Source organism: Nonomuraea montanisoli (assembly GCF_013363975.1).
Classification (GTDB): Bacteria; Actinomycetota; Actinomycetes; order Streptosporangiales; family Streptosporangiaceae; genus Nonomuraea; species Nonomuraea montanisoli.
Window position 1 is genome coordinate 135,870 of record NZ_JABWGN010000020.1, and the last position, 13,581, is coordinate 149,450.

Annotated in this window: 14 protein-coding genes; 7 read left to right on the plus strand and 7 right to left on the minus strand. The window is 71.8% G+C overall.

What is annotated here, in order from left to right:
- Positions 1-23: 23 nt before the first annotated feature.
- Complete coding sequence (locus tag HTZ77_RS39415; protein WP_175594867.1) at positions 24-2,489, minus strand: XRE family transcriptional regulator; 2,466 nt, start codon at positions 2,487-2,489, stop codon at positions 24-26.
- 175 nt (positions 2,490-2,664) lie between these two features.
- Here HTZ77_RS39415 and HTZ77_RS39420 point away from each other — a divergent pair, with 175 nt between their 5' ends.
- From HTZ77_RS39420 to HTZ77_RS39435, 4 genes are all read left to right on the plus strand, one after another.
- Positions 2,665-3,120, plus strand: coding sequence for a carboxymuconolactone decarboxylase family protein (locus HTZ77_RS39420; RefSeq protein ID WP_175594868.1), 456 nt, complete (start codon positions 2,665-2,667; stop codon positions 3,118-3,120).
- Positions 3,121-3,205: 85 nt separating this feature from the next.
- On the plus strand, positions 3,206-3,682 hold the full coding sequence (locus HTZ77_RS39425; RefSeq protein ID WP_175594869.1) for an iron chaperone: 477 nt from the start codon (positions 3,206-3,208) through the stop codon (positions 3,680-3,682).
- 65 nt (positions 3,683-3,747) lie between these two features.
- Entirely contained in the window at positions 3,748-4,650 is a 903-nt protein-coding gene (locus tag HTZ77_RS39430; protein ID WP_175594870.1) for a phosphotransferase, read from the plus strand.
- Positions 4,651-4,709: 59 nt separating this feature from the next.
- Positions 4,710-5,084, plus strand: a complete 375-nt coding sequence (locus HTZ77_RS39435; RefSeq protein ID WP_175594871.1) for a hypothetical protein — start codon at positions 4,710-4,712, stop codon at positions 5,082-5,084.
- 15 nt (positions 5,085-5,099) lie between these two features.
- Here HTZ77_RS39435 and HTZ77_RS39440 read toward each other — a convergent pair whose 3' ends face one another.
- Positions 5,100-6,170, minus strand: a complete 1,071-nt coding sequence (locus HTZ77_RS39440) for a hypothetical protein (RefSeq protein WP_175594872.1) — start codon at positions 6,168-6,170, stop codon at positions 5,100-5,102.
- Positions 6,171-6,177: 7 nt separating this feature from the next.
- Positions 6,178-7,452 carry an MATE family efflux transporter gene (locus HTZ77_RS48545; protein WP_175594873.1) on the minus strand — a complete coding sequence of 425 codons (1,275 nt, stop codon included), beginning with the start codon at positions 7,450-7,452 and terminating at the stop codon, positions 6,178-6,180.
- 180 nt (positions 7,453-7,632) lie between these two features.
- Between HTZ77_RS48545 and HTZ77_RS39450 the strand changes: the two genes are divergently transcribed.
- Positions 7,633-8,052, plus strand: coding sequence for a spore-associated protein A (locus tag HTZ77_RS39450; RefSeq protein WP_175594874.1), 420 nt, complete (start codon positions 7,633-7,635; stop codon positions 8,050-8,052).
- 54 nt (positions 8,053-8,106) lie between these two features.
- On the plus strand, positions 8,107-9,075 hold the full coding sequence (locus tag HTZ77_RS39455; RefSeq protein ID WP_175594875.1) for an aldo/keto reductase: 969 nt from the start codon (positions 8,107-8,109) through the stop codon (positions 9,073-9,075).
- Between the two features lie 217 nt (positions 9,076-9,292).
- Here the strand turns inward: HTZ77_RS39455 and thpR are convergent, their stop codons facing one another.
- From thpR to HTZ77_RS39475, 4 genes are all read right to left on the minus strand, one after another.
- A complete protein-coding gene (thpR, locus tag HTZ77_RS39460) occupies positions 9,293-9,850 on the minus strand; it encodes an RNA 2',3'-cyclic phosphodiesterase (protein WP_175594876.1) in 558 nt (185 codons plus the stop codon).
- A 90-nt stretch (positions 9,851-9,940) separates the two neighbouring features.
- Positions 9,941-11,164: an MFS transporter gene (locus HTZ77_RS39465; RefSeq protein WP_175594877.1), complete on the minus strand. Its 1,224-nt coding sequence runs from the start codon at positions 11,162-11,164 to the stop codon at positions 9,941-9,943.
- 23 nt (positions 11,165-11,187) lie between these two features.
- Positions 11,188-11,580: a MarR family transcriptional regulator gene (locus HTZ77_RS39470; protein ID WP_205304542.1), complete on the minus strand. Its 393-nt coding sequence runs from the start codon at positions 11,578-11,580 to the stop codon at positions 11,188-11,190.
- A gap of 199 nt (positions 11,581-11,779) precedes the next feature.
- On the minus strand, positions 11,780-13,222 hold the full coding sequence (locus HTZ77_RS39475) for an NCS2 family permease (RefSeq protein WP_328809041.1): 1,443 nt from the start codon (positions 13,220-13,222) through the stop codon (positions 11,780-11,782).
- Between the two features lie 81 nt (positions 13,223-13,303).
- Here HTZ77_RS39475 and HTZ77_RS39480 point away from each other — a divergent pair, with 81 nt between their 5' ends.
- A complete protein-coding gene (locus HTZ77_RS39480; RefSeq protein WP_175594880.1) occupies positions 13,304-13,519 on the plus strand; it encodes a DUF2530 domain-containing protein in 216 nt (71 codons plus the stop codon).
- Positions 13,520-13,581 lie beyond the last annotated feature (62 nt).

The window sequence follows — 13,581 nt, forward strand, 5'->3', positions numbered from 1 at the left end:
ACAGAGCAGTGCGCGCCGCCGGGTTACCGGCTCTGGAGGGCGGCCTCCGCGATGCCGAGCTCCTTCAGGATGACCGTCCGCGCCTCGCGATGCCGGGCGGCCGTGGCCGGGTCCCGCTCGTCGAGCACGATCGCGATCCCTTCGTGGGCCTGCGCCTTCTCGTACCGGTAGCCCAGCCTCGGGGCCAGCTCCAGCGCCTCCCGGTGCAGCCGCAGGGCCTCCTCGGGCAGGCCCGCGAGCCGGCAGGTCTCGCCGTACCCGTTGAGGAAGCGGAGCTTCCAGTGCTCCTCGAACAGCTCGTCCAGCAGCGCGAAAGCCTCCCGGTGGCTGGCCAGCGCCTCCTCGTAGCGGCCCATCTGCCGCAGCGCGACGCCGAGGCAGTTGAGGCACCACGCCTGGTTGTTCAGGTGCCCGTCCTCGCGGGCCAGCGCGAGCGCCTGGTGCAGGTGCTCGGTCGCCTCGTCCGGCTTCTCGCGGGCGATGGCCACGCCGAGGATGATCCGGGCCGTCAGGGTGGGCGGCCACGCGGGGTCGGTGTGCGGGATGTCCAGCACCTGCCGGGCCAGCCGCGCCGCCTCCTCGCGGTGTCCGAGCTGGAGCATCGCCCAGCCCTCCGCCGCCGCCGCGTGGGCGGCGCCGGTCGCGCTGCCGGCCTCGTCGTACAGCCTGCCCGCCAGCCGGAAGAGGTCGAGCGGCTCCTCGGCGTGCCCTTCGTCCCAGCTCAGGTAGCCGCGGCGCATGGCCAGCTCGGCCTCCGCGCGGACGTCCCGCGCCTGGGACAGCAGGTGTCCGGCCGCATCGTACGCGGCGGCGGCCTCCGCCATCCGGCCCGCGTTGTAGCGGGCGAAGCCCAGGTCGCTGTGCGCCTCGGCCAGTCGCAGCGGATCACCCAGGCGCTCGGCGGCGGCCAGCGACCGCTCGAACAGGACGTTGAGATGCGTCGTGCCGCAGCGCCGCGCGAAGTACGCCCGCAGGAAGCGCGGCAGCTCGGACACGTGGGCGTCGGCCCCGATCGCCGCGGCCGTCTCGAAGGCGCCGATCAGGTTGCCGTATTCCGCGACGAACCAGGCCAGGGCCGCGTTCTTGTCGGCGAACCGCGGCAGCTCGCCCGGGGCCCGGCCCGCGCAGGCCGCCCGGCCGGCCGAGACGAACGGCATCGCGGCGTCGGCGGCGGCCGCCGCGTGCACGTAGTAGTCGAGCACCCGGCCCAGCGCCCGCTCGCGCTCGGCGGGCGAGTCCTGCTGCGCGGTGGCCTGGCGCGCGTGCTGGTGCACCAGGTCGTGCAGCCGGTAGCGGTCGGGGGTCGGCTGCTGGACGAGGTGCGCGTCGAGAAGGTCCTCCAGCATCGCCCGGGCGGTGCGCAGCGGTATGTCGGCCAGCGCCGCCGCCAGGTACTCGTCGAAGGACGCCCCGGGCAGCAGGCCGAGCAACCGGAACAGGCGGGCCTGGGCCCGGTCCAGTTGCCGTACGGACATGGCGAGCGCGGTGTCGAACTCGCTCGCCCCCTCCGCCATGCGCTCGACGAGGATGCCCACGGTCCAGCCCGGCCGGTGCCGCAGCCGGGCCGCGGCCAGGCGCAGGGCCAGCGGCAGGTGGCCGCACAGCCGCAGCACCTCGGCGGTGGCCTCCGGGTCGCGGGACAGCCGGCCGTCGGGGCCGCTGGGGTCGCCGCTGGCGCGGGCCAGCAGCTCCGCGCTCTCCTGCGGGGTCAGCACGTCCAGCGACACCGGGGGGACCTCCTCCAGGCCCAGCAGCCGGTTGCGGCTCGTGATCAGGGCGACGGAGGGGCCGGCGCCGGGCAGCAGCGGGCGGAGCTGGTCGGCGTCGGCGGCGTTGTCGAGGACCACGACGACCCGGCGGCGGGCCAGCTCCGACCGCCAGCAGGCGGCGAGCTGTTCGAGGCCGTCCTGCGGGACCCTCTCGGACGGGACGCCGAGCGCGCCGAGCAGCATCCGCAGCGCGGAGTCGGGATCGAGCGGCGGCCGGCCCTCGGTGAATCCGTGCAGGTCCACGTAGAGCTGGGCGTCCGGGTAGCGGTCGGCGAGCCGGTGCGCGGCGTGCACCGCCAGGCAGCTCTTGCCCACGCCCGCCATGCCGTCGATCGCGACGATCCGATGGCTGTCCACCGCGGCGAGCACGGCGGCGAGCTGGGCCTCGCGTCCGGTGAAGTCCGGCACGTCGCGCGGCAGGTCGTTGCGGGGCTGCGGCGGGACCAGGCGGCTGGCCTTCGGGGGCGCCGGCAAGGGGTTGGAGGACCGCTCCCACAGGGGGCGCAGCGGGCGGGGGTCGCGCTTGACGAGGCGGCAGAGCGCGACGACCGCGGACCAGGGCGGCACGGTCTGGCCGTTGAGGTAGCGCGACAGCGACGAGGAGCTGAGGCCGGTGTCCTTCGCCAGGGCCCGGACGCCGAGCCCGGACAGTTCCTGGAGCCGGCGCAGCTGGGCGGCCAGCTCGTCCTGCGGATCGGCCTTCGCCGTCCCCTGTCCCATGAGTTCCCCCGTCTTCCCGTCCCATCCCGGCAGAAGTTTCTCGGGCAGGGTCACCGCTGGTCAATGCTGTGCCAAGTGTCCCACGGTGTCCCATCGGCGTGGTCGCGGCAAGCCCGTTCGGCTGTGATGGTGTCACGCCCCGAACGGGGAACGAGCCGAAGAGGAGCAGATCGAGATGCAGTCCCGCATGCAGAACCCCGCTTTCGTCCTTCCCGGCGCGATGCAGCCCATCCAGGAGATCTTCAAGGCCGTGCACTCCGGCGGGGTGGACGGGCAGACGCTGGAGCTGGTGCACCTGCGAGTGAGCCAGATCAACGGCTGCAGCGCCTGCGTCGACGCCGGCGCCAAGACGGCCCGCAAGGCCGGAGTGAGCGACGAGCGGCTGGCCACGGTCGCCGCCTGGCGCGAGGCCCCCTACTTCACCGAGCCGGAGCGGGCGGCCCTCGCGCTGGCCGAGGCCGCGACGCGGCTGGCCGACCGGCCGGACCCGGTCAACGACGAGGTGTGGGACAGGGCCGCCACCTACTTCGACGAGAAGCAGCTCGCCGCGATCGTCATGATGATCGGCGTCACCAACCTGTTCAACCGGCTCAACGCCACCACCCGCCAGATCGCCGGCGCGTGGGGCTGACGGGGCTCCGCCCCTCGGCCTCACCACCGCCACTCCCTAGCATGACGTTGTCCACCGTCCAGCCACGCCCCAGGAGGAACCCGCGATGACGAAGAAGCCCGCCGAGACCACCACCGCGACCGCGACGCCCGACAACTTCACCGACGAGGAGCGGGCCGCGATGAAGGAGCGCGCCAAGGAGCTGCGGACGTCCTCGCGCAGTCGCGCTTCGAAGGCCGACAAGGCGGCGGAGGAGGAGGCCGCCGTGGTCGCGAAGATCGCCGAGATGGAGGATCCGGACGACCGGATCATGGCCGAGCGGATCCACGCCGTGATCAAGGAGAACGCGCCGGGCCTCGCGCCGAAGCTCTGGTACGGGATGCCCGCGTACGCCAGGGACGGCAAGATCGTCTGCTTCTTCCAGCCCGCGCAGAAGTTCAAGACGCGCTACGCCACGCTCGGCTTCAACGACCCGGCGCGCCTCGACGACGGCACCATGTGGCCGACCGCCTTCGCCCTGACCGAGCTGACCGCCGCCGACGAGGCGCGGATCGGCGAGCTCGTGAAGCGGGCGGCGGGCTGAAGAGAGCCGGCCGCCCCGCGAAAAGGGGAGGTGCGACCGCAGCGGGGTCGCCTACCGTGCCGTGGATGAAGGACCGACTCCCTCCAGCGGTGCTGGATGAGCTGCTGGGCCGTCCCGGAGGCTCCCTCGTGTCGTGCGAGAGCGAACCGATCACCGGCAGCTCGGGCGCCGCCACCGGCGCCGTGACGAGGCTGTCGGGCACGGCTCGACTCGACGACCGGCACGTCCGCTTCGCCGTGATCCACAAGTCCTGCGAGCCGCCGACCGGCGGGCGGCACGCGGCCGGCGCCGCCGATCCGCGGCACTGGGCCAACTGGCGGCGCGAACCGCTCGCCTATTCCAGCGGGCTGCTGCCCTCAGGGCCGGGCTTGGCCGCACCCCGCTGCTACGGCGTCATCGGCGACAGCGTCTACCTCGCCGACGTGGGCGCCACGCCGGAATCACCGTCCACGGCCGCGTACCGGCTGGGCCGCTGGCAGGCCGGCACCGCGACGCCGGACCTGCCATGGTTGTCCGGACACCAACTTGCCCAGCGCATCGCGGTCAGCGACCTGAACTGGACCGGTCTGGACGTGCACCCACGAATCCCGGCGCTGTGGGAACGACGCGGCGAACTGCTGGAGCGCCTGTCCCGACTCCCCCACGTCCTCGTGCACGGCGACTTCTCCCGCGGCAACCTCAGAGCCTCCGAGGACGGCCTCACCACCCTCGTACTGGACTGGGCGACCCTCGGGACCGGCCCGGTCGGCGCCGACCTGGCATCTCTGGCGCTCACCGCTCCCGGACACCATCTCCACCACTACGTGGACGGTCTGAACGGCCGGTTCACGACCATCGATGTCGCCCTCGGATACCGGGCGACGCTTGCGCTGACCGGAGCCGGCCGCATCCACTGGATGCTCACCCAGGGGATCACCCCCTCCGACGGCTACACCGACTTCGTTCTCACCGAGACGAGCTCTCTGTGATCACCACAGGCGCCGGTCTGCCCTCACCTCCCAAAATCGAACGTGAGTACGATGGCCTCATGTACCTGCCGCCGGAGTGGCCGGCCGAGGTCCGCCCGCCCAGCGTGCCCGACTGGGAGACCTCGGCCGTGGCCTGGCTCCTTGACGCCGTCCCGCCCGACTACCGCGCGTACGAGGTGCTCAAGCGCCATCCGATCGCCCTGGCCAGGATGGCGATCCACCACGTCAACGCCGACGTCGAAGCCGCCCGGGCGGGATACCGCAGCGCGGCGGTGGATCTCAAGGGCCGCCTCCCTCCGCACGCCGTCGAGGCGGTGCTCGACGTCTACCGCCAGGAAGGGCCGCGCCTGGTCCGTCTGGCGCGCTCCATCGCCGTCGTCGAGCAGGCCCTGCGCGGCGACATGTTCACCGCCACGATGCGCCACCACCGCTGACGCCCCTCCGACGGCTCAGCGGGTGCGGCGGGCGATGTAGGTGATCAACCCGGTCGCCCCCGCGGCGGCCGCCAGCCAGATGAGCACGTCACGGACCGTTAAGCCGCGCTCCGCACCGCCGCCCGACGCCTCCGGCCGGGCGGAGGCCGTGCCGGCAGCCCGCCGGGACGCGCGGGCGCTCGGGGTCGCGGACGGCCGCGCCGACGCTTTGACGCCACGCAGCGCCTCCGCCGGGAGCGGCACCCGGTAGACCGGGCTCGACGCCCCCTCGCTGCCCACCAGCACGGACCGGCCGTCGGCCGTGTACGTGATCGACTCGGCCTGGTCGAGCTCCGGCATCGACATCTTGGCGATCATGTCGCCGTTCGGCCGGTACACGGTGGCCGAGAAGTAGGTGCGGATCACGTACGAGGAGCCGTCGGGCGCGTACGCGGCGTCGGTGGCCATCAACGGCGCGGCGGCCACCTTGCGCAGCACGTTCACCCGGCCGGTGCGCAGCTTGGCCGGGGCGGCGTACACCGATCCGGCGAACTCCTTGGACACCACGTACAGCCGCCCGGTGACCGGGTGGACCATGAGGCCCTCGGCGTTGCGCGCGCCGTCCTGGTAGCGGAACCGGTAGCGGACCGCGGGCAGCGTGGCGTCCCGCAGGGTCTCCGGCTCCGTCACCTTGTAGACCGACACGTCGGGCCACGCGCCGTCGAGGTTGTCGCCGATGTCGGCGAACCAGAGCACCCCGCGGCCGGTCGCCGGATCCTTGGTGGCGGCCATCGCCTCCCAGTCGCGCGCCTGCGCCCCGCTCACGTGGAACGTGGCCCGGGTCCGCCCGTCGCCGCCCACCGCGTAGAAGACCGGCGCGGCGGAGCTGTCGTTGTGCGTGTAGTAGACGCCGTCGTGCGTCGGCGACACCGCCAGGCCGCTCGACTCGGTGATCCTCTTGTCCTTGAACCGGAACAGCCGCTCCCCCACGTCGTCGGCCGCCGCGCGCGACCGCCCCGTCTCCCCGGCCGCCGCGGGCGCCGCGAGGCCGCCCAGCACCGTACATGTCACCGCGGCCGTCATGACCGCGCGTTTCAGGTCCCCCACGCCGCCATCATGCCTCAACCGCCACCTTTCCGACCTGAGCGCTGTGCCGGTGGAAACCCGTGCCCTGCAGGACGACCAGGACGAGGTTCGTCACGGCCAGCGCCGTCCACAGCCCGGTGATGCCCCAGGTCGCGGCCACCGGAACGGCGGCGAGCACCATGAGCCCGTAGCCGGCGGCGAAGTAGAGCATGCTGGCCGCCGACTTCTTCAGCGCGGTCAGCCCGAAGCCCTGCACGGCCTGCGCGCCGTCGGCGGCCGAGGCGAGCAGCATGAGCGGCAGCAGCTCGCCCGCCCGCTCCCGTACGGCGGGGTCGTCGGTGAACGCCGCCAGCACCGGGTCGCGGAGGACGAGCAGCACGAGCGCGCCCACGGCCGTGCCGCCGAGCGCGACCAGCGCCGCGATCCGGTTGGCCCGCCGTGCCCCGGCGGGGTCCTCCGCGCGGGCCACCTCCGGCACCGACGCCTGCGCCACGGACAGCGAGGCCAGCATGATGAGGCCGGTGAGCGTGCTCAGCACGGCGTGGGCGGCGGCGTCCCGGGCGCTGGTCGTGCTCGCGGCGAAGGTGACGACGCCGAGCCCGCCGAACTTGATCAGCACCGTGGCGGCCAGCGGCAGGCTCACCCGGCCCAACTCGGCGATCCGGGCGGGCCGCGGCCTGGCCTGGCCCACCCGCACGCCGATGGCGCGCCGCAGGCAGACGTTGGCGACCACCACACCGACGATCCCCCACAGCAGCCAGGCGACGCCCACGCCGGCGAGCCCGAGGCGCGGCACCAGGACGAGCGCGCAACCGGCCATCACCGAGGTGCCCGCCAGGCTGGACCAGAGCACCTGGCGGCTGTGGCCGAGCGCTACGAGCACGGTGGTGGCGCCGCCGCTGGAGGCGTACACCAGCAGGTAGAGCGCGAGCAGCCAGGGCAGCGGCCCCAGCTCGGCGACCACCTCCGGCGGCACGCCGGTGAGCCGGGCGAGCGGGGGCACCGCGAGGACGGCCAGCGCGCCGGCCGCGCCGACGAGGAGGGTGAGCCAGCGGGCGTCACGCAGGACGGGGACGGCACGGGCGGGCTCGTCGCGGTGAGGCGCGACGAACGGGGCGAGGCCGCGCAGCGCGCCCGTCACGGCTGCGGTGGCGGGGTTGAGCACGGCGGTCATGACCGCGAAGGCCGCCAGCGTGATCGTGGCGTGCCGGCCGAGGACCGAGGTGACGACGAGGGTGCCGATCATTCCGGTCACCATCGAGAGGAAGAGGGGCACCGCCGATTTGATGATCTGCGCGCCCACCCGCATCACCCTAGCAGTCGGGCGTTTCGGCCGTTTCGGCCGTTCCCGCGCCGTTGGACGCCCGGAAACCCGGCGGACGGCCGGGCGTTCCCCGCGGTTGATTACGATCTTCCGTCCTGCCCGGCTCGCGCTCACGCGATCCGTGACCGCGAACACCACGATTCTGGAGCGTCTCTCCTCATGCGCACGCGTAGCGGTGTCGCCACCCTGGCCGGTGTGGCGCTGGCCTCCACCTGCTTCCTCGCCTCCCCGACGCCGGCGAGCGCCGCCGGACCGTGCGGGAGCGGCTACAACCGCATCGGCGTCTACGCCATCCCGCAGAGCGGCCCGAAGGTCGGCTCCCTCGAGGTCTACTACAACGCCGGCAACGGGAAGAACTGCGCCCTCGCCTACGGAATCGGCCCCGACTACTACGGAAAGAGCACCTACAAGGACGTGGCCATCCGCCGGGCGGGGGGCAGCGGCGGATGGGTCTCCAACCAGGGATACTTCACGTACTACGCGGGCCCGGTCTACCTCTCGGCCCAGGGCACCTGCATCGATCTCGCCGGCTACATGGGGGGAACCGAGCGCTACGTGTGGAACGTCCACTGCGGTTGACATCGTGGCAGGCATCTAGCCTGGAGTGCGCTCCAGGTATTTAGCCTGGGAGGTATGGATTATGTGAACCTCGGACGTAGTGGGCTCAAGGTCAGCCCGCTCTGCCTCGGCACCATGAACTTCGGTCCCGTGACCAGCGAGGAGGACTCCTTCGCGATCATGGACCGGGCTCACGAGCTGGGCATCAACTTCTTCGACACGGCCAACGTGTACGGGTGGAAGAAGGGCGAGGGGGTCACCGAGCGGATCATCGGCAACTGGTTCGCCAAGGGCGACGGGCGCCGGGAGAAGACGGTCATCGCGACCAAGCTCTACGGCTCGATGGGCGACTGGCCCAACGACGACAAGCTCTCCGCGCTCAACATCCGCCGCGCCTGCGACGCCTCGCTCAAGCGCATGCAGACCGACTACATCGACGTCTACCAGGCCCACCACGTCGACCGGGACACCCCGTTCGAGGAGTTCTGGGAGGCCATGGAGATCCTGCGCCAGCAGGGCAAGATCCTCTACGTCGGGTCGTCCAACTTCGCGGGCTGGCACATCGCCAAGGCCCAGGAGACCGCGGCCCGCCGCAACACGCTCGGCCTGGTCAGCGAGCAGAGCCACTACAACCTCCTCACCCGCACGGTCGAGCTGGAGGTACTGCCGGCCTGCGAGGACTACGGCCTCGGCGTCATCCCGTGGAGCCCGCTCGGCGGCGGGCTGCTCGGCGGTGTGCTCCGCAAGATCGACAAGGGCCGCTCGGCCAGCGACCACATGGTCAAGCAGCTGGAGAAGCACCGCGACGCGATCGAGCAGTACGAGAAGTTCTGCGACGAGCTGGGCGAGGAGCCGGCGAACGTGGCGCTGGCCTGGCTGCTGACCCGGCCCGCGGTCACCGCGCCGATCATCGGCCCGCGCACGATCGAGCAGCTCGACGGCAGCCTGCGGACCCTGGAGATCAAGCTGGACGAGCAGGCGCTGGCGCGGCTCGACGAGCTGTTCCCCGGTCACCGCACCGCGCCGGAGGACTACGCCTGGTAGACCGGACGGCCCGCGGCGGTCCACCCGCTGCGGGCCGCTCCCCGCGCACGGTCCGCACGAAGACACCGGTCAGCACCAAGACTCCGGTCCGCACGAAGACACCGGCCCCCACGGAGGCGCGCGTCAGCGGAGCAGGGCGCCGATGACGACGATCAGCAGCAGGAGGCCGAGCACGGTCGGCAGCAGCCAGGAACGAGGACGGTCCACGCTCTGGAGCCTAATCGGGCCTGGAGGGTGCCAGCGCCCACTCCCCCAGTGACTCGTACCTCACCTGGGGCCCCGTGTGGCTGCGCACCAGGCGGACCGCCTCGGCCCGCCAGGGCGAGCCGCTGAAGCCCGACAGCGACTCGACGAGCGGGCGGAGATCCGTCTCGGCCCGCGACCGGGCCAGCGTGAGGTGCGGGTGGAAGCGCTTGTCGTCCACCTGCCCCGCCCCGGCACGGCGGGCGCCGGCCCGGACCGAGTCGGCCAGCCGGTGCATGGGGTCGCCGGAGACGGCCGCCCAGAACACCCGGCCCCGCCGTACGGACGAGAACGCCCCGAACCCGGTGAAGGTCAGGTCCAGGGCGTGGTGGCGGTGGACGGCGCGGGCGAGGCGCGTCTCCAGCTCGGGCAGGACCGCCTCGGGCACCTCGCCGAAGAAGCCCAGCGTGATGTGCCAGGTGGCGCGGTCCGGCCAGCGCAGCCCGGGCACCTCGCCGACGTGCGGCGCGATGGCGCGTTCGAGCTCGTCGAGCGCCTCGGCGGGCGGCACCACGGCCGCGAAGAGCCTCATGCCATCCGATTCTGCCCCGAGCCGGTTCTCCCCGAGCCCATCGTCCCCCGAGCCGGCTCCGCCCCGGAGCCGGCTCGATACGGGGGGCGCTCAGGCGGTGGCCGGCACCGTCCGGCGCACCCGGGCCCCGATCAGCCGCGTCGCCAGCAGCGCCAGGCCGGTGCCCGCGAGCGCGAGCACACCGGAGAGCATCACGCCGGCCCGGGGGCCGCCGAGGTCGGACAGCCAGCCGACCAGCGTGGCGCCGAGCGGCGCGCCGCCGGTGAAGACCAGCATGTAGATGCCCATGACCCGGCCGCGCATCTCGGGCGAGGAGGCGAGCTGGACGCTGGCGTTGGCGGCCGTGTTGACCGTGATGAGCGCGACGCCCGTCGGGACGAGCAGCAGCAGGTACAGCGGGTAGAACGGCGCGAGCCCGGTGGCGACCTGGAACAGGCCGAACCCGATCGCGCCCGCCATCAGCACCTTGCGCGACGGCCGTGACCGCCGGGCCGCGAGCAGCGCGCCGCCGAGCGCGCCGACCGCGAACATGCTGGACGCCAGGCCGAACGAGGACGCCCCCGCCGAGAAGACCTCGCGCGCCATGAGCGCGATCGACATCGAGAACGCCTGCGAGAACATCGACACGAACCCGATCAGCAGCACCGGCATGAGGAGCTCCTCGCGCTCCATCACGTACCGCAGCCCCTCGCGGAGCTGGCCCTTGGCCCTCGGCACCGGCTCGGACAGGTGCAGCTCCGACTTGCGCATGAAGACCAGGCTGGAGATCACGCCGGCGAAGGTCAGCCCGTTGATGAGGAACAGCGGACCCGTGCCGCCCAGCACGAAGATCAGCACACCGGCGATGGCCGGGCCGACCACGCGGGCCAGGTTGAAGGATGAGCTGTTGAGCGCGATCGCGTTGGACAGGTCGCGCCGGCCGACCATCTCGACGACGAACGCCTGCCGGGTCGGCACCTCCACGCAGGAGATCACGCCGAGCGTGAACGCCATCACGTACACGTGCCACACCTCGGCGGAGCCCGTCACCGTGAGCAGGCCGAGGGTGAGCGCGAGCAGGGCCATCAGCGACTGCGCGACGATGAGGATGGGCCGCTTGGGGTAGCGGTCGGCCAGCACGCCGCCGAAGAGGCCGAAGAAGAGCATGGGGAGGAACTGCAGGGCGGTCGCCGTTCCCAGCGCCGCCGCGCTGCCGTGGGTGAGCTCCAGGACCAGCCAGTCCTGGGCCGTGCGCTGCAGCCAGCCGCCGACGTTGGAGACGGCGCCACCGGCCACGAACATGCGGTAGTTGCGAATCCTGAGCGACCGGAACATCCCGGTCCCGGGTTGTTCAGGCTCTATATCCTGCTGAGCTTCTCCAGGATCGGCGCCGCCTGCCGGAGAATCGACCGCTCCTCGGGGGTCAGCTCCTTCAGCCGCTGCGTCAGCCACGCCTCCTTGCGGCGTCGCTCCTCCTTCAGCAGCTTCTGGGCGGGTTCGGTCACGGTCACGGTCACCTGGCGCCGGTCGGTCGGGTGCGGCGTGCGCGAGACCAGCCCGCGTTCCTCTAGCGCGGCGATCACGCGCGTCATCGAGGGCGGCTGGACCTTCTCCAGCTCGGCGAGCTCGCCGGGCGTGATCCCAGAGTGTCGCTCCACGGCGGCGAGGGTCGCGAACTGGGTGGGTGTCAGGGTGTGCGCCGCCGCTTGCCGGCGCAGTCGTCGGGTCAGTCGAGCGAGCGACACGCGCAGGGCCGATGCCAAGCCCGCGTCGCTGCGTAGATCTGCTTGCTGCTGGGTTTTGGTTACCACGTCTCATTACCTTTGCTAACTATAGGGCAAACCAAGATATTTCCCCAACTCACGAGTCGTCTCACCCCTTGATACACCGAGGCCGCCCCCCTTGCGAGGGGCGGCCTCATGGCTGGTCAGCTCGGCAAATGGTACGTGCTCAGACTCCGAGCAGCGCCCGGATCGGGCCGAGCGCGAAGTAGAGCACGAACATGCCCGACACGACCCACATGAGGGGGTGGATCTCCCCGGCCTTGCCCCGCACGACCTTGATCAGCACGTAGCTGATGAAGCCCGCGCCGACGCCGTTCGAGATCGAGTACGTGAACGGCATGACGACGATCGTGAGGAAGGCGGGGATGGCCACCTCGTAGTCGGAGAAGTCGATCTCGCGCACCGACGTCATCATGAGGAAGCCCACCACGACCAGGGCGGGGGTGGCGGCCTCGTAGGGGACGACCTCGACGAGCGGGGCGAAGAAGATCGCCACCAGGAACAGCAGTCCGGTGACGACGCTGGCCAGGCCGGTCCGGGCGCCCTCGCCGACGCCCGCGGCCGACTCGATGTAGGTGGTGTTGGACGACACCGAGCCGGCGCCGCCCGCCGCCGCGCCGAGCGAGTCGACGAGCAGGATCTCGCGGGTGCGGGGCAGCACGCCGTCCTCGCCGACCAGGCCGGCCTGCCGGCCCACGCCGACCATCGTGCCCATCGTGTCGAAGAAGTCGGTGATGAGCAGGGTGAAGACGAGCAGCGCCACGAGCAGCGCCGAGACGCGGCTGAACGCGCCGAACGGGTCGAACTCGGTGAAGAGCGTGAGCGGGTTGTGGAAGTCGAAGATCTGCTTGGGCATGGCGGGCACGTTGAGCTGCCAGCCGCCCGGGTTCTCGGCCGACGCCGGCCCTGTCTTGGCCAGCGCCTCCACGATCACGGCCAGCACGGTGGTGCCGACGATGCCGATGAGGATCGCGCCCTTGACCTTGCGGGCCACCAGCGCCGCCGTCGCGAGCAGGCCCACCACGAACACGAGGATCGGCCACGACGTGAGCGCGCCGCCGATGCCCATCTCCAGCGGCGGTCCGGCGGCGACCCGGCGCACGAAGCCCGCGTCCACGAAGCCGATCAACGCGATGAACAGGCCGATGCCCACACTGATGGCCGTCTTGAGCTGGGCCGGGATCGCGTTGAAGACGGCCACCCGGAAGCCGGTCAGCACGAGCACGGCGATGATGACGCCTTCGAGGAAGACCAGGCCCATGGCCTCCTCCCAGCTCATCACCTTGGCGATGTTGAAGGTGACGAAGGTGTTCAGCCCGAGCCCGGCCGCCATGGCGAACGGCACGCGGCCCACGACGCCCATGAGGATCGTCATGATGCCCGCGACGAACGCCGTCCCGGCCGCGACGAGCGCCACGTTCGGCGCCGACCCGTCGCCGATGAACTGCTTCTCGACGTCCTGGCCGTTGGCGATGATGATCGGGTTCAGTACGACGATGTAGGCCATCGTGAAGAAGGTGGCCAGGCCGCCGCGGATCTCCCGGGAGACCGTCGAGCCCCGTGCGGAGATTGCGAAGAATCTGTCAATAGCGGTAGTTCTGTCACTCACGCGCGAAGAGTGACAGCAGTCGCGTTCCGGTAAAAGTGCTGGTGATCGGATCGAGACCGGATTGGAAGCTAGGCTGGACACGTGAAGCAGGAGTGGCACCCCGACCCCGAGCCGATCGAGACCAACGACACCGCGACCGTCGCCGTGGGCACCGGCCTGTGGGCGCTGGCGCTCGTCGTCCTCCTCGTGCTGCGACCCGACCCGGCCCACATGTGGTGGGTCTGGACGTGCGTCGCCGGCGTCGTCCTCGGCCTGATGGGGCTCTGGTACGTCCACCGGCGGGCCTCCCGGAGCTGACATCCGCGGCTGTCGGGGCTGACATTCGTCATGTCCCGGCCGTCTCCGAAGTCACCCCGAAG